At 66.8% G+C, this 22,619-nt stretch carries 26 protein-coding genes and 1 other RNA gene; 13 read left to right on the top strand and 14 right to left on the bottom strand.

Features of this window, described 5'->3' with window-relative positions:
* The first annotated feature begins 36 nt into the window (after positions 1-36).
* From DI041_RS17945 to DI041_RS17935, 3 genes are all read left to right on the top strand, one after another.
* On the top strand, positions 37-600 hold the full coding sequence (locus DI041_RS17945) for an adenylate kinase (protein WP_012512023.1): 564 nt from the start codon (positions 37-39) through the stop codon (positions 598-600).
* A 328-nt stretch (positions 601-928) separates the two neighbouring features.
* Positions 929-2,293, top strand: coding sequence for a UDP-N-acetylmuramate:L-alanyl-gamma-D-glutamyl-meso-diaminopimelate ligase (gene mpl, locus DI041_RS17940; protein WP_136639596.1), 1,365 nt, complete (start codon positions 929-931; stop codon positions 2,291-2,293).
* On the top strand, positions 2,290-2,868 hold the full coding sequence (locus DI041_RS17935; protein ID WP_136639597.1) for an LON peptidase substrate-binding domain-containing protein: 579 nt from the start codon (positions 2,290-2,292) through the stop codon (positions 2,866-2,868). The genes mpl and DI041_RS17935 overlap by 4 nt, the downstream gene beginning before the upstream one ends.
* 150 nt (positions 2,869-3,018) lie before the next feature.
* On the opposite strand, the gene DI041_RS17930 is transcribed toward DI041_RS17935, so the two are convergent.
* Positions 3,019-5,013 (bottom strand): bifunctional DedA family/phosphatase PAP2 family protein, encoded by a 1,995-nt coding sequence (locus DI041_RS17930; protein ID WP_136639598.1) that lies wholly within the window; start codon positions 5,011-5,013, stop codon positions 3,019-3,021.
* 85 nt (positions 5,014-5,098) lie between these two features.
* On the opposite strand from DI041_RS17930, the gene DI041_RS17925 reads away from it, so the two are divergent.
* Positions 5,099-5,761, top strand: coding sequence for a serine/threonine-protein kinase (locus DI041_RS17925; protein WP_006389922.1), 663 nt, complete (start codon positions 5,099-5,101; stop codon positions 5,759-5,761).
* Entirely contained in the window at positions 5,758-6,264 is a 507-nt protein-coding gene (locus tag DI041_RS17920) for a DUF2867 domain-containing protein (protein WP_136639599.1), read from the top strand. The genes DI041_RS17925 and DI041_RS17920 overlap by 4 nt, the downstream gene beginning before the upstream one ends.
* 63 nt (positions 6,265-6,327) lie before the next feature.
* Here the strand turns inward: DI041_RS17920 and DI041_RS17915 are convergent, their stop codons facing one another.
* A complete protein-coding gene (locus tag DI041_RS17915; protein WP_046983025.1) occupies positions 6,328-7,011 on the bottom strand; it encodes a hypothetical protein in 684 nt (227 codons plus the stop codon).
* 108 nt (positions 7,012-7,119) lie between these two features.
* Between DI041_RS17915 and DI041_RS17910 the strand changes: the two genes are divergently transcribed.
* The 3 genes from DI041_RS17910 to DI041_RS17900 all read left to right on the top strand — a co-directional run bounded on the left by DI041_RS17910 (position 7,120) and on the right by DI041_RS17900 (position 10,132).
* Entirely contained in the window at positions 7,120-7,938 is an 819-nt protein-coding gene (locus tag DI041_RS17910; RefSeq protein WP_136639600.1) for an SDR family oxidoreductase, read from the top strand.
* A 93-nt stretch (positions 7,939-8,031) separates the two neighbouring features.
* Entirely contained in the window at positions 8,032-9,024 is a 993-nt protein-coding gene (locus DI041_RS17905) for a YiiG family protein (protein WP_136639601.1), read from the top strand.
* Between the two features lie 178 nt (positions 9,025-9,202).
* Positions 9,203-10,132, top strand: a complete 930-nt coding sequence (locus DI041_RS17900; protein ID WP_211195217.1) for a YiiG family protein — start codon at positions 9,203-9,205, stop codon at positions 10,130-10,132.
* 65 nt (positions 10,133-10,197) lie between these two features.
* On the opposite strand, the gene DI041_RS17895 is transcribed toward DI041_RS17900, so the two are convergent.
* Positions 10,198-11,070, bottom strand: a complete 873-nt coding sequence (locus DI041_RS17895; protein ID WP_136639602.1) for an ion transporter — start codon at positions 11,068-11,070, stop codon at positions 10,198-10,200.
* Between the two features lie 63 nt (positions 11,071-11,133).
* Between DI041_RS17895 and DI041_RS17890 the strand changes: the two genes are divergently transcribed.
* Positions 11,134-12,360, top strand: a complete 1,227-nt coding sequence (locus DI041_RS17890; protein WP_006467246.1) for an acetylornithine transaminase — start codon at positions 11,134-11,136, stop codon at positions 12,358-12,360.
* A gap of 51 nt (positions 12,361-12,411) precedes the next feature.
* Here DI041_RS17890 and DI041_RS17885 read toward each other — a convergent pair whose 3' ends face one another.
* The gene (locus tag DI041_RS17885) at positions 12,412-13,023 is read right to left on the bottom strand and encodes an HAD-IA family hydrolase (protein ID WP_136639603.1); all 612 of its coding nucleotides are present in this window, start codon (positions 13,021-13,023) and stop codon (positions 12,412-12,414) included.
* Between the two features lie 123 nt (positions 13,024-13,146).
* Here DI041_RS17885 and azu point away from each other — a divergent pair, with 123 nt between their 5' ends.
* Entirely contained in the window at positions 13,147-13,596 is a 450-nt protein-coding gene (azu, locus tag DI041_RS17880) for an azurin (protein WP_046983018.1), read from the top strand.
* Between the two features lie 141 nt (positions 13,597-13,737).
* Here azu and hemL read toward each other — a convergent pair whose 3' ends face one another.
* Both hemL and thiE read right to left on the bottom strand, forming a co-directional pair.
* Positions 13,738-15,027: a glutamate-1-semialdehyde 2,1-aminomutase gene (gene hemL, locus DI041_RS17875; protein ID WP_046983017.1), complete on the bottom strand. Its 1,290-nt coding sequence runs from the start codon at positions 15,025-15,027 to the stop codon at positions 13,738-13,740.
* A 16-nt stretch (positions 15,028-15,043) separates the two neighbouring features.
* Positions 15,044-15,670: a thiamine phosphate synthase gene (gene thiE, locus DI041_RS17870; RefSeq protein WP_136639604.1), complete on the bottom strand. Its 627-nt coding sequence runs from the start codon at positions 15,668-15,670 to the stop codon at positions 15,044-15,046.
* 34 nt (positions 15,671-15,704) lie between these two features.
* Here thiE and DI041_RS17865 point away from each other — a divergent pair, with 34 nt between their 5' ends.
* Positions 15,705-15,929 (top strand): rubredoxin, encoded by a 225-nt coding sequence (locus DI041_RS17865; RefSeq protein WP_014038358.1) that lies wholly within the window; start codon positions 15,705-15,707, stop codon positions 15,927-15,929.
* A gap of 71 nt (positions 15,930-16,000) precedes the next feature.
* Here the strand turns inward: DI041_RS17865 and DI041_RS17860 are convergent, their stop codons facing one another.
* The 8 genes from DI041_RS17860 to DI041_RS17825 all read right to left on the bottom strand — a co-directional run bounded on the left by DI041_RS17860 (position 16,001) and on the right by DI041_RS17825 (position 20,229).
* Positions 16,001-16,846 carry a SirB1 family protein gene (locus tag DI041_RS17860; RefSeq protein ID WP_010484022.1) on the bottom strand — a complete coding sequence of 282 codons (846 nt, stop codon included), beginning with the start codon at positions 16,844-16,846 and terminating at the stop codon, positions 16,001-16,003.
* 298 nt (positions 16,847-17,144) lie between these two features.
* Positions 17,145-17,588: a DUF192 domain-containing protein gene (locus DI041_RS17855; protein ID WP_136639605.1), complete on the bottom strand. Its 444-nt coding sequence runs from the start codon at positions 17,586-17,588 to the stop codon at positions 17,145-17,147.
* A 20-nt stretch (positions 17,589-17,608) separates the two neighbouring features.
* Positions 17,609-18,256, bottom strand: a complete 648-nt coding sequence (rpiA, locus tag DI041_RS17850) for a ribose-5-phosphate isomerase RpiA (protein ID WP_046988281.1) — start codon at positions 18,254-18,256, stop codon at positions 17,609-17,611.
* Between the two features lie 22 nt (positions 18,257-18,278).
* Entirely contained in the window at positions 18,279-18,758 is a 480-nt protein-coding gene (locus tag DI041_RS17845; RefSeq protein ID WP_012512007.1) for an EVE domain-containing protein, read from the bottom strand.
* Complete coding sequence (locus DI041_RS17840) at positions 18,755-19,348, bottom strand: 5-formyltetrahydrofolate cyclo-ligase (RefSeq protein WP_046988282.1); 594 nt, start codon at positions 19,346-19,348, stop codon at positions 18,755-18,757. The genes DI041_RS17845 and DI041_RS17840 overlap by 4 nt, the downstream gene beginning before the upstream one ends.
* 83 nt (positions 19,349-19,431) lie before the next feature.
* Positions 19,432-19,617: non-coding RNA, 6S RNA (gene ssrS, locus DI041_RS17835), on the bottom strand.
* A gap of 97 nt (positions 19,618-19,714) precedes the next feature.
* Positions 19,715-20,011 (bottom strand): cell division protein ZapA, encoded by a 297-nt coding sequence (locus tag DI041_RS17830; protein ID WP_006467013.1) that lies wholly within the window; start codon positions 20,009-20,011, stop codon positions 19,715-19,717.
* Positions 20,008-20,229: a TIGR02449 family protein gene (locus tag DI041_RS17825; RefSeq protein ID WP_005410898.1), complete on the bottom strand. Its 222-nt coding sequence runs from the start codon at positions 20,227-20,229 to the stop codon at positions 20,008-20,010. The genes DI041_RS17830 and DI041_RS17825 overlap by 4 nt, the downstream gene beginning before the upstream one ends.
* Positions 20,230-20,383: 154 nt before the next feature.
* Between DI041_RS17825 and DI041_RS17820 the strand changes: the two genes are divergently transcribed.
* Together DI041_RS17820 and DI041_RS17815 are read left to right on the top strand one after the other, a co-directional pair.
* Positions 20,384-20,932 (top strand): YecA/YgfB family protein, encoded by a 549-nt coding sequence (locus DI041_RS17820; protein WP_046988283.1) that lies wholly within the window; start codon positions 20,384-20,386, stop codon positions 20,930-20,932.
* Positions 20,933-20,937: 5 nt separating this feature from the next.
* Positions 20,938-22,260: an aminopeptidase P N-terminal domain-containing protein gene (locus DI041_RS17815; protein ID WP_136639606.1), complete on the top strand. Its 1,323-nt coding sequence runs from the start codon at positions 20,938-20,940 to the stop codon at positions 22,258-22,260.
* The last annotated feature ends 359 nt before the right edge of the window (positions 22,261-22,619 follow it).

The following is a 22,619-nucleotide window of genomic DNA, read 5'->3' as shown; positions in this document are numbered from 1 at the left end:
AACCTTCTTAATTTTCAACACGTTGGAGTCAGGTCAATGCGATTGGTTCTGTTGGGACCGCCCGGTTCGGGCAAGGGGACACAGGCGACGCGCCTGAAGGAAAAGCTGGGTATCGCCCACATTTCGACCGGTGACATGCTGCGCGCGGAAATCGCTGCCGGCTCCGAGCTGGGCAAGCAGGCCAAGGCGGTGATGGACGCCGGCAACCTGGTCTCGGACGACATCCTGCTGGGCATGCTGGAGTCGCGCCTGACCCAGGCCGATGTCGCCAAGGGCTTCATCCTGGATGGCTACCCGCGCAATGTGGCCCAGGCCAATGCGATGGACGGCCTGCTGGCCAAGATCGGCCAGCCGCTGGACGCGGTGGTGCAGCTGGACGTGGCCACCGAGCTGCTGGTCGACCGCATCGCCGGTCGTGCCAAGGAGCAGGGCCGCGCCGATGACAGTCCGGAAGCGGTGCGTCAGCGCCTGCAGGTCTACAACGACCAGACCGCCCCGGTGGTCGACTTCTACGCTGCCCGTGGCACCCTGGCCCGCGTCGACGGCGTCGGTGAGCTGGACGAGATCGAAGCCCGCATCCTGGCGGCGATCAAGGGTTGAACCGGCCGGGCCGGCACCTTGCCGGCCCCCGGGCGCAAAAAAACACAGGCCTGGTCCGCGAGGATCAGGCCTGTGTCGTTTGATAGGCGCCAGCAGAGGGCTTGCTCAGGGCCCCGCAGCATGAGCTCCCTTGGGGATGGCCTCTTGGGGAGTAGGACCGGTTCGGGTACTGCGGCTGGCAGTTCGAATTGTGTCCGGGTTCACAGAACATCGCTATCGGGATTTCCCTGACAGAAGATTGGAGTTTTCTCACATCCTGTGTAGGACTTGTCTTACCCCCGGTCGGACATTGGCCCTATACAGCCGTCATCAGTCACAATCCTCGGTCATGAGCAGCGTACATATCCTTGCAATCGCCGGCACCTTCATGGGCGGCGTGGCCGCCCTGGCGCGGGAACTGGGCCATACGGTCAGCGGCAGTGACCAGGCCATCTACCCGCCGATGTCGACCCAGCTCGAGCAGCTGGGCATCACCCTGGACCAGGGCTACCGCGCCGACAGCGTGCCGGCCGGCACCGGCCAGGTGGTGATCGGCAACGCGCTGTCGCGCGGCAACGCGGCCGTGGAGGCCGTGCTTGATGCCGGCCAGCGCTACATTTCCGGGGCGCAGTGGCTGTCCGAGCAGGTCCTGCCAGGGCGCGATACCCTGGCCGTCGCCGGCACCCACGGCAAGACCACCACCACCACCATCCTCACCTGGCTGCTGGAAAGCGCCGGCCGCTCGCCGGGTTTCCTGATCGGCGGCGTGGCCGAGGACTTCGGCGTTTCGGCCCGGCTGGGCCAGGGCCGCGAGTTCGTGGTCGAGGCCGATGAATACGACACCGCCTTCTTCGACAAGCGCAGCAAGTTCGTGCACTACCGGCCGCTGGTGGCCATTCTCAACAACCTCGAATACGACCACGCCGACATCTTTCCGGACGTGGCGGCGATCCAGCGCCAGTTCCACCACCTGGTGCGCACGGTGCCGGCTCGCGGCCGCTTGATCGTCAACGGCGAGGACCAGCACCTGGCCGAAGTACTGGCCATGGGCTGCTGGACCCCGGTGGAGCGTTTTGGTTTCGATCCCTCGCTGGAATGGCACGCCGAACTGCTGGCCGCCGATGGCAGCGCGTTCCGCGTGCACCATCGCGGGCAGGCACTGGGTGATGTGCAGTGGTCATTGCTGGGCCGCCACAACGTGCTCAACGGCCTGGCCGCACTGGCTGCCGCGCATGCGGTGGGCGTGGTCCCGGCCGAGGTGATTCCGGCGCTGGCGCACTTCCGCAGCGTCAAGCGCCGCATGGAAGTGATCGGCAGCCACGATGGCATCACCGTCTACGATGATTTCGCCCATCACCCGACTGCGATCGCCACCACGCTGGAAGGCCTGCGTGCCAAGGTCGGCGATGCGCGCATCGTGGTCGCGATGGAGCCACGCAGCAACTCGATGCGGCTGGGCGCGCATGCGCATGCGCTGGCCCCGTCGCTGGCGCTTGCCGATGAAGTGGTGTTCCTGCATCGTCCTGAGCTCGCGTGGGACGCGGCGGCAGTGATCGCCGCCGTGCGTGGTGAAGCGCATGCGGTGCCGGATACCGACGCACTGCTGGCGCAGCTGCAGTCCAGCGTGCGCAGCGGTGACCACGTGGTGTTCATGTCCAACGGTGGCTTCGACGGCGCGCCGCGTCGCTTCCTCGCCGCCCTGCAGGCCCGATGAGCGCCGACGATTCGCTGCCGCTGTTTCCGCTGCACACCACGCTGGTGCCGGGTGCAGCGGTGGGCCTGCGTGTGTTCGAGCGCCGCTACCTGGATCTGGTCCGCGACAGCGGCCGAAGCGGCGAGGGCTTTGGTGTCTGCCTGATCCTCGATGGCCAGGAAGTGGGGGCACCGGCGACGCCTGCGGCGTATGGCGTGCAGGTACGCATCGAAGACTTCGATGTCGGCGCCGACGGCGTGCTGCAGCTGCGCCTGCGCGGCACCCGCCGCTTCCATGTCGAGCGCACCCGCGTGCGCGACAACGGCCTGGTGGTGGCCGATGTGCATTGGTGCGAGGAAGATCCCGACGACGAACTGAAGCCGCAGCATGCGCTGCTGGCCACGGTGCTGGGGCACATCATCGAGCAGGCGGGCGAGACCTATGCGCCCGCCAGCCCGGCACTGCTGGACCAGGCCAGCTGGGTCGGCTGGCGGCTGGCCGAACTGCTGCCGCTGAGCGAGCAGCAGCGCCTGCAGCTGCTGCAGATGGATGACCCGCACCAGCGGTTGCAGCAGTTGCTGGGCTGGATGCCGTAACCGGAAACCGCCAACCAAGGTTGGCGACTACCAGGGCGCGGCGAAACCGGTAGATGCCGACCTTGGTTGGCAGCCTTTTCCCGAAGCGCCAACCAAGGTTGGCATCTGCCAGGGCGCGGCGGTAGCGCCGGGCCATGCCCGGCGGCTCCATCACGGCGTGGTCTTCAACCGCAGCACCGGCAGCCCGGTTTCGCTGTGCACGTCTTCGCGCTGCGGCAGGTCCTGCACGGCGTCCTTCACCGCGTTCAACGCCGGGTCGACGCCGCGCAGCGGGTGCCACATGCCGATCCACTCGAAGTGGCGCTCGTAGCGCAGGGTCTGCGCGCTGCCCAGCCACAACGGCGTGTTGCCCGGCTGCAGCTGTGCCGGTGCAGGCCACAGGCGCAGCACATAGCGCTCATCCGGCTTCGCGCCCTGGCGCACCATCAGCAGTGCTTCCACGCGGGTGTCCAGCGTTGCCGGCAACACCGGCAGTTCATCAGCACCGGTGTTCTTGTCCAGCATCAGCAGCGCCTGCTGCCAGCCGGCCTGTTCCTGCCGCTTCCAGCCGCGCGCTTCCAGCTGTGCCTGCAGTGGTGCCAGCGGCCCGGCCACCTGCACGTCAAGCGGCCAGCGCTGGTCGTCGTCGAATTCGTTGCGGCGCGCCGGCAGCGTGGACCAGTCGTGCTGCCACCAGGCCTGCGCATCCATCGCCTGCGGGGCCGGCAGGGTCGGCTCGAAGCGTTCCAGCTTCACCGGAATGTGGCGCGGCGCGTACCACATCGCCGCTACCGCGAACACGCCATAGAACAACCAGGCCACCGGCTTTACCCAGAACGAGCGGTTGAAGCGGCGGCGGTAGGCGATGCCCAGCACCAGCAGCCAGAACGTGCCGAACAGCATGCCGCCGATCACATCGCTCAGCCAATGCGCGCCCAGGTACAGGCGCGAGAAGCCGATCAGGCTGACCACGATGCCGGACACCAGGTACGGCCAGACGCGGGTTCGGCCGGGCATCTCACGGGCGATCAGCACCGCGAAGAAACCGAAGGTGATGGTGGCCATGGTCACCGACACCGACGGGAAGCCGAAACCGCTGCTGGCATCGACCGGGCGTACCACATCCACGGTGGCGCCCAGCAGCATCGTCAGCGCCAGGCCGAAGGCGAGTGCGGCCAGCCAGTGCGCGGCTGCCATCCAGCGCCGGCGCCAGATCAGGTAGCCCATCGCCGCCGCCGTGGCCGGCAGCAGTACCTGCCAGGCGCCCAGCGAAGCCAGTGCTGCCATCGGGTAGTCGGCCAGCGGGTTGCGCAGCGCCAGCATGGCCTGGTGCACCAGCAGGTCGATCGCCAGCGGTTCACCGTGCGCGACCACCACGGTGAGCAGCGCGAACCAGCCCCAGCCCAGCACCAGCAGCATCAACGCCAGCATCGCCAGCGGCACCGATTCACGGCGCTTGGGATCCAGCACGCCGACGGTGTAGCGGCCCAGCGTCGGGTGGCGGTTGGACCAGTCCAGCAGGCGTGCCAGCCAGTTGTCCATGCGGGCGGCCGACCAGCGGTAGCCGTACAGCACGATGGCCCAGACCAGGCTGAGGATCACCGCCAGCAGGCCGACCACCACCACCAGACGCCCGGCCACCGCCGCGACTGCGTCATAGGCTTCTCCAAGAATCCAGCCCGGCGCCAGGAACAGCACCGCCCACGAAATGCTGGCGATGCCGCTGGCCTGCACGTAACGGCTGGCTGGCATCTTCATCATGCCGGCAATGGCTGGCACGAACGGGCGGATCGCGCCGACGTAGCGTGCGATCAGGATGCTCTTGAACGCATTGCGGCGGAACAGGTTCTCGCCGCGGTCGAGTAGCTGCGGGTAGCGGCTGAACGGCCAGACGCCGCGCAGGCGGTCACCCCAGCGGCGGCCGATCCAGTAGCTGATGCCGTCGCCGGCAAAGGCGCCCAGGGCTGCAGCCGCAACCGCGTACGGCCCGGAGATCTGGCCCAGGCCGATGAACACGCCCACCGCGAACAGCAACGGCAGCGCCGGCACGATGGCGCCAAGAATGATGACCGCATCGCAGAAGGCGATGAGGAAGATAACGGCACCCGCCAGCACGGGGTGAGCGGCAATCCACGCGAGCGTGGCGTCGATCCATGAAGAGTCCATTGCCCGATTATAGGGGCGTGAAGGTGACTGGTTCCCAGCCGCTTCGTGACCGTTTGCAACCGGCGCCATCGCCTAGAATGGGCCCATGCCGCATACGCCAGACGCTCCACCGCATGCTTTGAAGGCCGACAGTTTCGGCCAGATCCTTCTTGTGAAAGGGCCCGATGGCCCCTTCGTGCGCCGTGATCTGGGCGCCACACCGCTGTGGCTGCGGCTGCCGGCCTGGTGGCTGGCCCGCCGCGAGGCACGCGCGCTGCAGCACATCCACGGCATGGCCGATGTGCCGCAGCTGCTGGCCTGGAATGGCCGCCACCTGGACCGCAGTTTCATGGCCGGCGATGCCATGTACCAGCGTCCGCCGCGCGGCGATCTGGCCTGGTTCCGCTCGGCGCGTCGGCTGCTGCAGCAGCTGCATCGCAACGGCGTTGCCCACAACGACCTGGCCAAGGAAGCCAACTGGCTGGTCACCGAGGATGGCCGGCCGGCGCTGATCGACTTCCAGCTGGCGGTGATCGGCAACCCGCGCTCGCGCTGGATGCGGCTGCTGGCCCGCGAGGATCTGCGCCACCTGCTCAAGCACAAGCGCATGTACTGCCGCGAGTCGCTCACCCCGGTGGAGAAGCGCGTGCTCAAGCGCACCTCGTGGGTGCGCGAGCTGTGGTTCGCCACCGGCAAGCCGGTCTACCGCTTCGTTACCCGCCGCATCCTGCATTGGGAAGACAATGAAGGGCAGGGGCCCAAGCCGTGAGCCGTGCGCAGGTGGTGACCGGCCCGCCGGGTGCGGGCAGCGTCCTGCGCCCACAGCTGGCTGGCGCCGACTTCGTGCACGCCTGCCAGGCGACGACCCGTCGGGATGGGCGCTCGGCCCTGCAGGCCTACCGCGACATGGCCGCGACCATTCCCGGCTGGTTCGATGGGCTGATGGCGCTGCGCAACCACGGCATGCGCCTGCTCGGCATGAAGCACCTGGGCTCGTTGCGTGCGGTGCAGGTTGTTGAGGATCCTCAACCCGGCCAGCGGCTGGGCATCTTCACCCTGCAGTCGCTGGATGACGATGCCATCGTGCTGGAAGACAACGACCGCCATCTGCGCGTGCAGCTGGCCCTGCAATGGCAGGGTGACGTGCTGGAAGTGGCCACCGTGGTGCATACCCATAACGCGTTCGGCCGGGTCTACATGCTGCCGGTGGCGCCGGTACATCGATTGATCGTGCCGCACCTGCTGCAGAAGCAGGTACGCGCCTATCGGTAGCGCAGGGCCATGCCCGGCGGCATTGAGCGTTGTGTCCGCCGGGCATGGCCCGGTGCTACCTGCTTACGGCGTTGCCGGCACCACCTGCTGGCCGATGAAGTTACGCTTGGCGTCGAAGTCGTAGGCGATCTGCAACTGCCCCACATCCGGGCAGGCGTGGCAGTCGCGCAGCGGCGTGCGGTACAGCAGGCGGATGCCGCCGTTCTCCAGCGGCGAAGCACCGGCCGACTGTGCTGGCGCGAACGGCGTGGCCTGCGGGTTGGTCTTCAGCAGTTCCTGTACGGCAGGATCGGCGCGCAGCGTGTCGTCCAATTGCACGGCATCCACGTCGATGCGCTTGCCACCGGCATCGACCAGTCGCGTGCCCTCATTGGTGTTGGCGCGGAACGGATACTCGACCGTGGCAATGCCCAGTCCTTCGTTCTCGTGCCAGGCGGTCACATAGGCCAGCTCACCGCCGCTGGACAACTGCTCGGCGGCGGTAATGGCATCGGCGCTGGCGCCACCGGCGCGCATCGCATCGCGCAGGCAATCCCGGGTGGCCGCATTTTCGCCCTGGCGGCAGGCGTTGAGATCGCCATCCCAGACCACCGCCTCGCTCCAGCGCATCTTGCCGTCGGCGGCGGCCTTCTCCGCACTGGGCGCGTCACCGGCGGGCGGCTCCTTGCCGGGTTCCGGCGAACGGCCCTGGCAGGCAGTCAGCAGGGCAAGCCCCAGGGCAGGCAGCAACAGGCGGGAACGGCGCATGGCGTGGACCTCGTGCGTTGTCTGGAGGCCCGAGTATCGTCAAGGCCGGGTGAACTCCGCGTCGGCGCGGCATACTAGCGACTCATTGCATACGCTGGAGTGTGGAACGTGGGCAGTCTGCAGGGCAAAACGCTTTTCATCACCGGTGCCTCGCGCGGCATCGGCTTGGCCATCGCACTGCGCGCTGCGCGCGACGGCGCCAATGTGGCCATTGCGGCCAAGTCGTCGGTGCCGAACCCGAAGCTGCCGGGCACCATCCATAGCGCGGCCGAAGCGGTAACGGCGGCTGGTGGCCAGGGTCTGGCCCTGAAATGCGACATCCGCGAGGAAGAGCAGGTGCAGGCGGCGGTGGCGGCCACGGTCGATACCTTCGGTGGCATCGACATCCTGATCAACAACGCCAGTGCAATCTGGCTGCGTGGCACGCTGGATACGCCAATGAAGCGTTTCGACCTGATGCAGCAGGTCAACTCGCGCGGCAGCTTCCTGTGCGCGCAGGCCTGCCTGCCTTACCTGCTGGAGGCGCCGAACCCGCACATCCTCACCCTCGCACCGCCGCCGAGCCTGGACCCAAAGTGGTGGGCACCACATACCGGCTACACGTTGGCGAAGATGGGCATGAGCTTCGTCACCCTGGGTCTGGCCGCGGAATTCGGTCCGCAGGGCGTGGCGGTGAATGCGCTGTGGCCGCGCACCGTCATCGCCACCGATGCGATCAATATGATTCCGGGCGTGGATGCGGCCGGCTGCCGCACGCCGCAGATCATGGCCGATGCCGCGCATGCGGCGCTGGTGCGCGAAGCGACGGGCTTCCACGGCCAGTTCCTGATCGATGATGAAGTGCTGGCGCAGGCCGGTATCACCGATCTTTCGGGTTACGCGGTGGATCCGTCGCGTCCGTTGTTGCCGGATCTGTTCCTGGATTGACCGCGCGTCGCGGGAAGAGGCCGAGGGCTGCGACCCTCGGCCTGCTGCGCTAGAATGCGCGGCTGTAATCGTTTTCAACAGGGATGTGAACACATGTCACGCACTCTTTCCGTTGCGGCGCTGGCCGCTTCGCTGTCGTTGATCCTGACCGCCTGTGGTGGCAAGGCCCCCGCAGCTGCGGGCGGCGCCGCTGCCTCCGGCACGGCGGACGCCAGCGCGGCCCCGTCCGACACACAGCAGCAGTTGACCGCCAAGCTCAACGCCTACATCGGCTGCTTCAACGCGCTGGATTCGAAGACCCACGGCAGCATCCAGTCCTACACGCGCTGGATCAAGGATGTCGACGCTGGCCCGACCGGGCGCGAGACGCACGTGTACGGACCGTTCGAGATCAGCGATTACGACATGAAGCAGTGCGACGCCCCGGTGACCGAGGCGATCGCTGCCAAGCCGGCGCTGGCCGATCTCGATGCGGCTGCAGGCCATTACCAGCAGGCGCTGAAGGCGCTGGTGCCGCTCAGCAAGGACGCGCATGATTACTACGATCGCCAGGACTACGAGGACGACCAGTTCGCCAAGGGCAAGCAGCTGCACGCGCCCTTGATGGCCGCCTTCAAGGATTTCGTGGCTGCCAGCGAAACGTTCAATGCCGAGCTGGAGCGTCAGAACGACGCTGCCCAGCGCGAGCAGCTCAAGGCGCTGGAGCAGGCCGAGGGGCGCACCCGCGAGTACTACCGTCTGGCGATGATGCTGGAAGCCAAGGCCATCATGGATCTGATGAGCGAGGATGATTTCGATCAGGCCAAGGCCCGTGAACGTCTGGATGCCTTCAACCGCATTTCCGATGAAGCGCACGCCAAGGTTGCCGACCAGGAACCGGGCAAGTCGGACTGGGAAGGCTTCGAACGTGGGGCCGAGAATTTCCGGCGCGAAGGCAAGGAGCGGCTGCAGCGCGTCAGCGAGAAGAAGCCTTACACCGATTTCGAACGACGCATGCTTGATTCGCCGTCGATGGCGCCGCGTGGCTCTGCCAACAAGCTGATGCAGGAATACAACACGCTCGTTTTCCAGAGCAACCGCCAGTAACCCGCGCTTCCGTCGTGTCGTTTATGTCGCAATCGAGCAGGTCGATTGCGACATGGCACACCTTGGGGTCCCGAATGGCAGGTGCTTCGGCAGTTGGCTGAGCGGCTGCCCGCGCCATGGCCGACGATGCACGCTGCTTCTGTTTCTGCAAGGAATCGATTTGAACACATCCACGCGCATGCTTCCTCTTCTTCTGCTGGGCACGCTGGCCAGCCTGACGGGCTGCAACAAGGTCGCGGGGCTGGCTGCGGCCGACCCCAGCCTGGCCAAGATCAACGCTTACATCGAGTGCTATAACGGTGTGGAGCAGCCCGTCCATGACGGCTTCCAGACTTACACCAGCTGGATCAAGGATCCCCAAGCCGGCCCTACCGGCAAGGAGGCGCAGCCGCGTTCGCCAGGCAAGGTGCTTTCGCATCGCGTCGAGTATTGCGGCCAGCCGCTGAGCGAAGCACTGGAGAAGGCACCAGCGACGCCCTTGGATGAGCCGGTGCGCCAGTATCAGAAGGCGTTCCAGTCGCTGTATGCGCGGATTGAGAGTGCCGATGGGTACTTCACCCGTGAAGACTATCGTCGCGACGGCGGCGATGGGATGCGTGCCCAGCACGCGCCGTTGATGCAGGCGTACGCGACGTTCTTCAAGGCCAGCGAGACGCTGGATGCAGCACTGGAAAAGAACGAGGAAGAACGCCGGGCTGAACAGCTCAAGCAGATCGAGGCGGACGAAGGCCGTTCGCTGACGTACTACCAGCTGCGCATCGTGGGGGACGGCAAGCGCCTGGCGACGTCGCTGCAGGGAGAGTCGCCGGATCTACAGGGGGCGCGCACGCAGCTGGCCAGCTATCAAGCCTTGGTCAAGGAAATGCAGGACGCAGGGGTGGGCAAGGACAACCCGCTGTGGGCACATGTGCAGCGATCGACCGACGTACTGATCCGCGATGCCGGGCGTCGTGTCGATCGCCTTGCGTCAGGCAAGGCATTCACCGACCGTGAGCGCGAGCAGGAACGCGCATCCAGCGGTCGCGTGGGCTCGGCGCCCGCGGGGACGGAGGCCGCAGTGATGGCCGCCTACAACGATCTGGTGACCACCAGCAACCGCATGCGGTGAGTAACGGCGCACGCATCCATGCGTAACCGCCAAGGGGGAGTGCCGGCCGCTGGCCGGCCTGCGCCTCAATGGTTGAACGCATCCGGCAGCTGGCCACCACACTTGCGGCAATGGCGCGCATCCGGTTCGTGCCCTTCCAGTCCGCAGTCCGGGCAGCCACGCGCATCACGGCGCGCGGCCTGCTCGGCCTCGCGCATGGTGCTGGCCAGTTCGGCGGTGTAGATGCCGGTGGGCACGGCGATGATGCTGTAGCCGATCAGGATCAGCACCGAGGTCACGAAGCGGCCAAGCACGGTCTGCGGAACGATGTCGCCGAAGCCGACCGTGGCCATCGTCACCACCGCCCAGTACATGCTGGTGGGGATGCTGGTGAAACCATACTGCGGCCCCTCGATCACGTACATCAGCGCACCTGCGATGATGGTGATGGTGATCACCGTGAACAGGAACACCAGCACCTTGCGCCGGCTGCGCCACAGCGACGTCATCAGGACGCCGCTTTCCTCGATGTAGCGGGTCAGCTTGAGGATGCGGAACACGCGCAGGATGCGCAGCGCGCGCACCACCAGCAGGCTCTGCGCACCGGGAATGAACATCGACAGATAGGCGGGCAGGATCGACAGCAGGTCGATGATGCCCCAGATACTCGTCGCGTAGCGCAGCGGCCGTTTGACCACTGCCAGCCGCAGCAGGTACTCGGCAGTGAAGATGATCGTGAAGCCCCACTCAAGCACGTACAGCCACGTGGACCACTCGGCATGCAGGTGCTGCACGCTGTCGATCATCACCACCAGGATGCTGGCGATGATCGCCACCACCAGGATCAGGTCGAAATTACGCGAGGGACGGGTGTCGTGGCGGTAGATGATGTCGAACCACCGACGGCGCCAGCCGGTCTCGGTGGCAGGGTTCAGCTGGGGGGCGGAAAACGGTCGCATGGGCGCATTGTGCCGCAGGGTTTCCGGCGCGAGAATGGGGATTCCTGAACCCTGCCGACTGCCATGACCGCCGCTACCGATCCGCTGATCTCCCTTTCGCACTATTACCTGCCGGTCTACAAGCCCCGCCAGGTGGTACTGGAGCGGGGCCAGGGCGCCCGCGTGTGGGACAGCCAGGGCCGTGAGTTCATCGACCTGGCCGCCGGCATCGCCGTGTGCGGCCTGGGCCACAACGATCCGGACCTGGTCGCCGCACTGGTCGAGCAGGCCGGCAAGCTGTGGCACACCAGCAACGTGTTCTACAGCGCACCGCCGCTGCACCTGGCCGAGGAACTGGTGAAGGCCAGCCGCTTCGCCGAGCGCGTGTTCCTGTGCAACTCCGGCGCCGAAGCCAACGAAGTGGCGATCAAGATGGTCCGCAAATGGGCCTCCAGCCAGGGCCGCCCGGCCGACAAGCGGGTGATCATCACCTTCCGTGGCAGCTTCCACGGCCGCACCATGGGCGCGGTCACCGCGACTGCGCAGCCGAAGTACCAGGAAGGTTACGAGCCGCTGCCCGGTGGCTTCCGCTACATCGATTTCAACGATGAGGTGCAGCTGGAAACCGCGATGGCCGCCGGCGACGTGGCGGCGGTAATGCTGGAACCGATCCAGGGCGAGGGCGGCGTGATGCCGGCCAAGTCCGGTTTCCTCAAGCGCGTGCGCGAACTGTGCGACCAGCACAACGCACTGCTGGTGCTGGACGAGATCCAGGCCGGCATGGGCCGCACCGGCACGCTGTTCGCGCACTGGCAGGACGACGTGGTGCCGGACATGGTCACCCTGGCCAAGGCGCTGGGCGGTGGCTTCCCGATCGGCGCGATGCTGGCCGGCCCCAAGGTCGCTGAAACCATGCAGTTTGGCGCGCACGGCACCACCTTCGGTGGCAATCCGCTGGCTGCCGCCGTCGCGCGTGTGGCGCTGCGCAAGCTCGCCTCGGCGGAGATCGCCGCCAACGTCAGCCGCCAGTCGAAGGCGCTGCGCGATGGCTTCGCCCGCATCAACGACGAGTTCGGCGTGTTCAGCGACGTGCGTGGCCGGGGCCTGATGCTGGGCGCGGTGCTGAGCAAGGACTTTGCCGGCCAGGCTGGTGCGATCCTCGATCACGCTGCCGAGCAGGGCCTGCTGACGCTGCAGGCAGGCCCGGACGTGCTGCGCTTCGTGCCGTCGCTGAACATCACCGACGAAGAAGTGGCCGAAGGCCTGAAGCGCCTGCGCGCAGCGATTGCTGCGTTCATCGCCGCGCGCTGAAGCCAGCGGCGATAACTATAGAGCCGAGCATGGGCTCGGCTCTACATTGGTTCACGCAATCTGGTAACGCTTCAACACCTTGCCCAACCCACGGCCATCGCGCACGGTTTCCGCGTGCAGGCCGGCGGCGCGTGCGCCGCGCACGTTGGCGAACAGATCATCGACGAACAGCGTGCGCGCAGGTGCCACGCCGAGCGCTTCCAGCGTGCGCAGGAACACCGCGGGCGCCGGTTTGCGCAGACCGAAATCCGCGCTGCAGAACACGCGGCCCTGCAGCGCAGGGAACAGTTCCGGTAGCAGGGTGGGCAAGGCCTGCTGCATCAGTGCGCCATTGTTGGTCAGCACCGCCATCGGCAGCTGCAGTGTCTGCAGCCTCTGCAGCCGCTGCAGCACGGCCGGCTGTGGATGGCTGGCGGCCTGTCGCGCAGCGATCCAGGTGTGCATATCGACGGTGCGGCCCAGCTGTCTGCTCAGCTGCGCCAGATAGGTGGGGCCATCCAGTACGCCGCAGTCGTGCTGCGCCTCCAGCCCGCAGTCGTACAGCGCGGCCTGCACGGTTTCCGGCGCGACATCCAGCGCCCGCGCCAGGTGCAGCACGCGCTGCGCGCGCTGGTACTGCACCAGCACGCCATCCACATCCAGCAGCAACAGGTCGATCCGCATTGGCCGAGCATGCCATTGCAGTGAACACGCGGGAAACCCTGGACCAGTCATGCGACAGACGGTCGCAGACGGGGCCGCAGGCGCCTGCCTAGAATGGCGCTTGAATCCGCAGGAGATGCAACGATGAAGGCTTGGATGGTGGCAGTGGGACTGGGCGCGCTGATGCTGGCGCCGTCGGCGATGGCGCGGGTATGTGCGGTCAGCATCGACAGCACTGACCAGATGAGCTTCAGCAGCCGCGAGATCAAGGTGGCGGCCGACTGCACCGCCGTCGACCTGACCCTGCGCCACACCGGCAAGCTGGCCGCTACCGCGATGGGCCACAACTGGGTGCTGACCCGCAGCGCCGACTACCAGCCGGTGGCAATGGCGGGCATGCGCATGACCTTGGCCGACAGCTACCTGCCGAAGGCCGACAAGCGTGTGCTGGCACACACCAAGGTGATCGGCGGCGGCGAAACCACGCGCGTGCGCTTCTCTACCCAGGGGCTGCAGAAGGGGGGCGACTACACCTTCTTCTGCTCGTTCCCCGGCCACTTCGCGATGATGAAGGGCAAGTTCGCCTTCGGTTGATGCCTTATGTAGAGTCGAGCCATGCTCGACTGCTCCGTGCCAACCAAGGTTGGCACCTACCAGATGCGGCAGTGCCAACCAGGGTTGGCACCTACCAGATGCGGCAGTGCCAACCAAGGTTGGCACCTACCAGAGCGAGGCTCAGCCCTTGGCGGCCTTGAACGCCACGCGCGCAGCGGCCAGCGTCGCTTCGATCACCGCATCATCGTGCGCGCTGGACAGGAAGCCGGCTTCGTACGCCGACGGTGCGAGGAACACGCCCTGGTCCAGCATCGCGTGGAAGAAGCGGTTGAACGCCGGGATGTCACAGGCGGTGGCCTGCGCATAGGTCTCCACCTTCTCGCTGGTGAAGAACAGGCCGAACATGGCGCCCACGCAGGTGGTGGTCACGGCCACGCCGGCTTCGGCGGCGGCCGCTTCCAGGCCGGCACACAGGCGCGCGGTGCGCTCGGCCAGATCGGCGTGGAACCCCGGCTGCTGTATCAGTTCCAGCATCGCCAGGCCAGCGGCCATCGCCACCGGATTACCGCTCAGCGTACCGGCCTGGTAGATCGGGCCGGCTGGTGCGATCTGCTGCATCAGCTCGCGGCGGCCGCCGTAGGCGCCCACCGGCATGCCGCCGCCGATGATCTTGCCGAAGGTGGTCAGGTCCGGGGTGATGCCGTAATGCGCCTGTGCACCGCCGAGGGCGACGCGGAAGCCGGTCATCACTTCGTCGAAGATCAGCAGCGTGCCGTGCTTCGTGCACAGTTCGCGCAGGTGCTGCAGGTAGCCGTCGCGCGGCGGGATGCAGTTGGCATTGCCAACCACCGGTTCGATGATAAGGCCGGCGATGTCGTCGCCCTGCTGCTCGAACAGCGCGGTGGCCGCTTCGAAGTCGTTGTAGGGCAAGGTCAGGGTCAGTTCGCTCAGGCCGGCTGGCACGCCCGGTGAGGTCGGCACGCCCAGGGTCAGCATGCCGCTGCCGGCCTTGACCAGGAACGAATCGCCATGGCCGTGGTAGCAGCCCTCGAACTTGACGATGCGGTTGCGGCCGGTGGCGCCACGGGCCAGGCGGATGGCCGACAGCGTGGCCTCGGTGCCCGAGTTGACCATGCGCACCATCTCGCAGGACGGCACCAGGCGGGTGATGGTCTCGGCCATGGTCACTTCGGCCGCACAGGGCGCGCCGAAGGACAGGCCATTGTCGATCGCCTTCTTCACCGCTTGGCGCACCGCCGTGTGGTTGTGGCCGACGATCATCGGGCCCCAGGAGCCTACGTAGTCGATGTAGCGGTTGCCGTCGACGTCGTACAGGTAGGCACCGTCGGCGCGCTCGACGAAGAACGGCTCGCCGCCGACCGACTTGAACGCGCGCACCGGCGAATTGACGCCGCCCGGCAGCAGCTGCTGGGCGCGGGAGAACAAGGCGTGGGACTGGTCGTGGTTCATGCGGATTTCCTGGGCATTACGCGAACTGGGCGAGGTAGGCGCGCTGGGTCGCCACCGGGTCTTCGGCGGCGAACACGCTGCTGACCACGGCGACCAGATCGGCGCCGGCGTCGATGATGGGACCGACATTGTCCGGCGTCAGCCCGCCGATCGCCACCCGTGGCACGCCCAGTGCGGCGCTTTGCCGCAGCAGGTCGGTGTGGGCGCGGCTGCTGGTGACCTTGGTGGTGGTCGGGAAGAACGCGCCGAAGGCCACGTAACTGGCACCGGCGGCCACGGCCTTCTCGGCATTGGCCAGCTGGTCGTAGCAGGAGGCGCCGATGATGGCGTCGGCGCCGAGCAGGGCGCGCGCGCTGGGGATATCGCCGTCGGTGCCGCCCAGGTGCACGCCGGCCGCACCGACCGCTTTGGCCAGTGCCGGGTCGTCGTTGACGATCAGCGGCACGCCGTGTTCCGCGCACAGCGCCTGCAGGGCGGTGGCCTGCTCCAGTCGCAGCGCGTCGCTGGCGGTCTTGTTGCGGTACTGCAGCCAGGTGGCTCCAGCGGCCAGCAGCGGCGCGGTGCGGGCCAGCAGGCGCGCGGTATCGGGCTCGTCCGGGGTGATCAGGTAGACGCCGCGGGGCGCCGGGGAAGCAGAAGTCATCGATGGCTACCGGTGAGTGGGCCGCGATGGGACAATGGCGGCCCGTGAATCCAGCCCTGATTATCCGATGAGCGACGCCACCCCCACCACCTTGCGTACCTGGATGTGCGTGGTCTGCGGCTTTCTTTACAGCGAAGCGGAAGGCTTGCCGGAAGAGGGCATCGCGCCGGGGACGCGCTGGGAAGACATTCCCGAGACCTGGACCTGCCCGGACTGCGGGGTGACCAAGGCCGATTTCGAGATGGTCGAGGTCGATTGATTGCAATGGCCGCCGGGCATGGCCCGGCGCTACCGGTGGGTGCGGACCGTTGGTCCGCACACCGGACAACCTCAATGCAGCCGCGGCACCGGCCCACCCAGGTCGATCAGCTTCTCGCGCAGCCACTGCGCATCGCTGGCCTCGGGATTGCGCTTCAGGTACTGCCCCAGATCGTGCCGGGCACCGGCCAGATACTCCAGCTGCAGGTAGGCCAGGCCACGGTCGCGCAGGGCGTCGTCCTGCTCCGGGGCCAGTTTCAGCAGGCGGTCGGCACTGCGCGCAGCGCGGTCCCATTCGCCCGCTTCGGCATACACGCCGTGCAGGTTGCGCAGCATCCGCATCAGGATCGCGCGCGCAGGGGCCGGGTCGAGGATCTGCGCCAGCACCTGGTCGTCGGGCATCTGCCCGCCCAGGTGTGACTTGGCCCGCTCGCGCAGTTCGTCCACGTCCAGCGGGCGGCCGCCATTGAACGGGTCCATCACCAGCACGCCGTCGTCCACCGGCAGGCGCACCAGGAAGTGCCCGGGGAAGGACACGCCGTCGAGCGGGATTCCCAGCCGGCGCGCGACTTCCATCTGCACCAGCGCCAGCGAGATCGGGTTGCCCAGGCGGCGCTCGAATACCTGGTTGAGGTAGCTGTTGCGCGGGTCGTAGTACTCGTCGTGGTCGCCGCTGTAGCCCAACTCGTCGAACAGGTGGCGGTTGATCGCCGCCATTTTCAACGGGCTGTTGTCGATGCTGTCCACTTCCGAGCGGAGGTGATCGACGTGGCTCTGGATCAGCGCGTCGTACGTGGACGGCTGCAGATCGGGGTATTCGTCGCGCGCGATCAGCAGCGCGGTCGGCAACAGTGGCAGCGCCTCGTCTTCGAGGTCGGCCAGTGCATCCCAGTCGGGGAGTGAGATCCGGTCCTGCATGACCACAGACTGGCGTCATTCGCAGGCGGTTTCAAGCGGTGCCGCGTGAAAAGAACATCGTCTTGGAACTGTCGTGTCGACCAAGGTCGACACCTACCAACAGCCGCCGGCCAACTGTCAGAGGTGGGGCGGTGTGGGCTTGCAGGACCGCAGGCGCCATGGATGGCGCCTACGAGCCCCCAGGGATGGGTTTACGGCGTGTCCTGCAGGCCCACACCGCCCCGCCATCCCTCGGTAGCCCAGCTTTTGCCTTTGATGTTGATTCGGCGGGTGCCGGGCGCAGCCCGGCAGAACACTGTTACTCGATGCCCGGGCCGAAGGTCAGCTCAGTGCCGTCCTTCAGCTTGAGTTTCTCCGCCTGGCCGGCATTGAGCTCCAGCACATAGCGCGCCGGGCCTCCGCTGGGGTAGGGCGGGCACATGTCCCCGGCCGAGCACGGCGGCACATCGCGCTGCTGGCTGACCAGCTTGCGCTCGCTGTCGAAGTACAGGATGTCCAGCGCAAGCTTGGTGTTCTTCATCCAGTACGCCTGCATTTCTTCGCGGTCGTGGATGAACAACATGCCGTGGTCAGCGGCCATCTGGTCGCGGAACATCAGTCCGCGCGCGCGGGTTTCATCGTTGGTGGCCAGCTCTACCTGGTAGCGCGCACCATCCAGCTCGACCCAGTGGCGGGCCGCATCGGTGGCGCAGCCGGCCAGGGCCATCAGCGGAAGCATCAGCAGCGAACGCAACAGTGACATCGTCAGGATCCTTGCAAAGGTCAGAGCACGACCGGCGGCTCGCCGCCGACGATCACCACATCGGCGCGACGGCGCGCGAACAGGCCGACGCAGACCACGCCCGGCAGCTGGTTGAGCTCGCGCTCCAGCTTTTCCGGATCGGTGATCTGCAGGTTGTGGATGTCCAGGATCTGGTTGCCGTTGTCGGTCACCACGCCTTCGCGCCAGGTCGGCTGGCCGCCGGTCATGTCGCGGATCTGGCGGGCGATCAGGCTGCGCGCCATCGGAATCACCTCCACCGGCAGCGGGAATCTGCCCAGCACCGGCACCTGCTTGCTCGGGTCGACGATGCAGATGAAGCGCTCGCTGGCCTCGGCGATGATCTTCTCGCGGGTCAGCGCGGCACCGCCGCCCTTGATCAGGCACTTGTTGGCATCGCACTCATCGGCGCCGTCCACGTACAGCGACAGGTTGCCGCTGTGGTTCAGCTCGATCACCTCGATGCCGTGCTGCTTCAGGCGCGCGGTGCTCTGTTCGGAGCTGGACACGGCGCCCTTGATGCGGTGCTGGATGCGGGCCAGGGCATCGATGAAATAGGCCACGGTGGAACCGGTGCCGACACCGACGATCATGCCGTCTTCAACGTACTCGATGGCTTTCTCGGCGGCCAGGCGCTTGGCTTCGGACATGGGAGAACTCTCAGGCAGGGAATCAGGATTTCTTTTCCAGCGACAGCAGCAGCTTCCACTGCGCAGCCGTCACCGGGAACACCGACAGGCGGTTGCCCTTGGCAACCAGCGGGAAGCCTTCGCCCAGCGCTTCGGCGTGCAGCTTGATCTCGTCCAGCGCGATCACCTGCTTGAGCTTGCGGTCGAAGGCCACGTCCACCAGCATCCAGCGCGGGTTCTCGCGCGTGCTCTTGGGGTCGTGGTAGTCGGATTTCGGGTCGAACTGGGTGTCGTCCGGGTAGGCCGTGCTGGCCACCGTGGCCAGGCCGACGATGCCCGGCACCTTGGTGTTGGAGTGGTAGAACAGGATGCCGTCGCCCACCTGCATGCCATCGCGCATGAAATTGCGCGCCTGGTAGTTGCGCACCCCGTTCCAGGGTTCGACCTTGACCTTGGCCAGGTCATCGATGGAGAAGGCGTCCGGTTCGGACTTCATCAGCCAGTAGCGCTTGCGGGCGGTCATGCGTTCACGGGGGCAGCGGAGGGGAACAGGGTGCCGTCTTCGGTGCAGATCGCATCCACCGGCACGTCCCACGACGCCACCGGCAAGGACTCGACCTGCTGCACCGCGAACGCCGCGCCGACCAGCCAGGGCGGCGCCGGCCGGTCGTGGCGGAAGGCGAAGCTGCGATCATACCAGCCGCCCCCCATGCCCAGCCGTCGGCACTGTGTGTCGAATCCCACCAGCGGGGTTACCACCAGCGCCATCTGCGCCGGTTCCAGGGTGTCTTCCACGGCTACATCCGGCTCGGGGATGCCGTAACGGTTGCTGGTCAGCGGTTGTCCGGGCCGCCACGGCGCGAAGCGCAGCGTGTCGCCTGCCAGAATCGGCAGGCAGTAGGTCAGTGTGTCGGGTAGCTGCAACTGCCACCGGTGCAGGGCGATTTCGCCATCCAGCGCCCAGTAGCCGGCCACCGTACCTTTGCGCGGGGCGAAGGGCAGGGCCAGCAGGGCATCGGCGAGGGATTCGGCGGCGGCGATGCGCTCACCGGCGGAAAGGTCGCGGCGGCGTTGCCGCAGGTCGTGGCGCAGGGCCTGGCGCGGGTCGGTCATGGCAGCGTGCGGCAAGGATCAGCCGTCATTGTGCCGGAAAGAACAAGGGCGACGCCCGAAGACGCCGCCCTTGCTGGAATATTGCATTCTCCGCAATGTCGATGCATGCGAAACGACCTTGAACCCGGGGGCTCAAGTGGGAACGCTGGAGAACCATCGGGCTTCCCGCTACAAGGCGGACCTGCACTCCCGGCGCTGTCGCGCTCCCGGTGTCGTTCTTAAGGGACAAGGCGAATGTTTGCACATGCCGTCGAGTACCGCAGAGAACGCGTGGCCATTATAGCCAGCACACAGGATCTGGATAGGCCGTTCGTCGGCAACAGTCCGTGCCAATTCAGATATGAGAAGACGCGTTATGCGCGTTTCTCACGCACCGCCGTCAATCGCACGGTCCAGGCGCCGGTTCAGGTCGGCCAGCGTCTGCTGCAGCGCCACCGCCTGGCGGGCGTTCTCGTCGCGCAGCAGCTGCAGTTCGTGGGCCAGGTTCAGCGCGGCCAGCACGGCCACGCGGTCCACCGCAGCCATGCGGTTGCTGCCACGGATCTCGCGCATGCGTGCATCGAGCAGGCGCGCCGCCGCCATCAGGCTGTCGCGTTCATCACCGCCGACACCCACGGTGTATTCACGATCGAGGATGCGGACACTGACCGGTTCGGCGCTCATGTGTGCTGCTCCAGGGATTTGAGCCGGCTGATCATTGCTTCCACCCGCGAGCGCGCCTGTTCGTTCTTGGCCAGCAGCGTGGAGCGCTCGGCCACCAGTTGTTCCTGCTGGTGGCGCAGGCTGCGGTTCTCCTCGGCCAGCCGCTGGTTGCGTTCAAGCAACGCTTCCACGCGGGCGGCGAAGTCCTGCAGCTGGGCAAGGGGATCGGCGGGTTCCATGCGGGCACGATAGGCAAGCGGGGCAAGGGCGGTCAAGCGCTGTCGCAGCAAGGCCCGGCGGCCACGGGGAGGAGACCGTCAGGTTGCTACACTAGGCGGTCTCACGGGCGCGCGCGTGCGCGCTCCTGGTTTCCTTATCCGAACGAGCCACACGATGACCGAACTTCCCTCCGTCGACGACGTTTCCCGCGCCAGCCAGGCGCTGGGCCTGGGTGCCACCGCTGCCGAGCTGCACGGTGCGCTGTGTGGCTGGCTGGCCGCTGGCGGCGCCCCCGGCAATGACTGGCCGGCGCGCGTGCTGGCCGACGACAATCTGGCCCCGGTGGCCGCCGACAGTGTGCTGGCTCAGCTGCTGCAGGCCACCATCAAGCAGCTGGAAGACCGCGACTTCGCCTTCGAGCTGCTGCTGACCGACAACGACGACGTGGCCGCGCAGGCCGATGCCATGTTCGCCTGGACCCGCAGCTTCCTCGGCGGCTTCGGCCTGGGCAGTGGCGGCCATCGCCCGGCGCTGTCCGAAGAGGGCGAAGAAGCGTTGAACGACATGGCCAGCCTGGCCCGCGCCTCCAGCGAGGACTTCGAGGCCGGTGGTGACGATGACGACGAAGCACTGTCGGAGATCGAGGAGTTCATCCGCGTGGCGGTGCTGTTGCTGCACGGTGACGTGGTGCTGGCCTCGCGCCATCGGCAGCGGCTGAATTGATGGATATCAAGCAGCGCACCGGCATCGCGGCCGGCGAGTACAAGCGTCGCCGCCGCCAGCTGATGGACATGGCCGGCGAGGACGCGATCCTGGTGCTGCCCGCCGCAGCCGAGAAGGTGCGCAGCCTGGATACCCATTACCCGTTCCGGCAGGATTCGGACTTCCAGTACCTGAGTGGCTTCCCGGAACCGGAAGCGGTGCTGGTGCTGATTCCCGGTCGCCGCCATGGCGAGGCGATCCTGTTCTGCCGCGAGCGCGACGCCGAGCGCGAAGCCTGGGACGGTGGCCGTGCCGGCCAGGAAGGCGCGGTGGCGCAGTACGGCATGGACGATGCCTATCCGATCGATGATCTGGACGAGATCCTGCCGGGCCTGCTGGAAGGGCGTTCGCGCGTCTATTACCACTTCGGCCGCGATGCCGACTTCGACCTGAAGCTGATCGGCTGGGTCAACCGTGTTCGTTCGCAGGTGCGCCACGGCGCGCAACCGCCGCATGAGTTCCTGGAGCTGGGCCATCTGCTGCACGAGCAGCGCCTGTTCAAGTCCGGTTCGGAAGTAGCGCTGATGCACCATGCCGCGCAGATCAGCGTGCGCGCGCACCTGGCGGCGATGAAGGCAGCGAAGGCGGGCATTCACGAGTACGAACTGCAGGCCGAACTGGAACGGGTGTTCCGTGCCAACGATGCGGTGCCGGCGTACTGCAGCATTGTCGGTGCCGGCCGCAACGGTTGCATCCTGCATTACCGCGACAACAACGCGCGTTCGCGTGACGGCGAACTGGTGCTGATCGATGCCGGTGCCGAGTACCGTGGCTATGCCAGCGACATCACCCGCACGTTCCCGGTGAATGGCCGCTTCAGTGCCGAACAGCGCGCGCTGCACGACCTGGTCGGTGATGCACAGGCCGCGGCACTGGCCCAGGCCAAGCCGGGCGTGGCCTATGAGATGGGCCACCTGGCGGCGGTGCAGACCCTGACCGAAGGCCTGCTGCGGCTGGGCCTGCTGAAGGGCACGCTGGAAAAGAACCTGTCCGAGGGCCTGTACCAGCGCTTCTACCGGCACAAGACCGGGCACTGGATCGGCATGGACGTGCACGACGTGGGCGACTACCGCCTGGCCGGCGATTCGCGCCTGCTGGAGCCGGGCATGGCGTTCACCATCGAGCCGGGGCTGTACATCGGCGTGGACGACACGACGGTGGAACCGCGCTGGCGCGGTATCGGCATCCGCACCGAGGACGATGTGCTGATCACCGATGACGGCCATCGCGTGCTGACCGAGGGCCTGGCGCGCAGCGCCGACGAGATCGAAGCGGTGATGGCGGGGTAAGGGGTTTCGGCAGGGCTTGCAGCCCTGCACCCGCTGCAATCAACGGCAACTGCCAATGCCAGAGCGGCATTCCGTGGGATGGCGGGGCGGTGTGGGTGGTCAGGACACGCCGTAAACCCATCCGTGGGGGCTCGATGGCGCCATCCATGGCGCCAACGGTCCTGCCCACCCACACCGCCCCACCTCTGACAGATTCCTGCGGCTGTTGGTAACGGCGGTTGTTGGAACGAACGACGATTGGTAGGTGTCGACCTTGGTCGACACAGAGCGAGCGCAGCGAGCGACCCGCTTTTGCTTTTCTTTTTTCTTTTCCGTGGTTGAACGCGCGCAGGAAACTGTCAGAGGTGGGGCGGGGGGGG

The organism is Stenotrophomonas maltophilia, from assembly GCF_004920835.1.
Classification (GTDB): domain Bacteria; phylum Pseudomonadota; class Gammaproteobacteria; order Xanthomonadales; family Xanthomonadaceae; genus Stenotrophomonas; species Stenotrophomonas maltophilia_AQ.
This window is presented reverse-complemented; position numbering and strand designations above follow the sequence as displayed.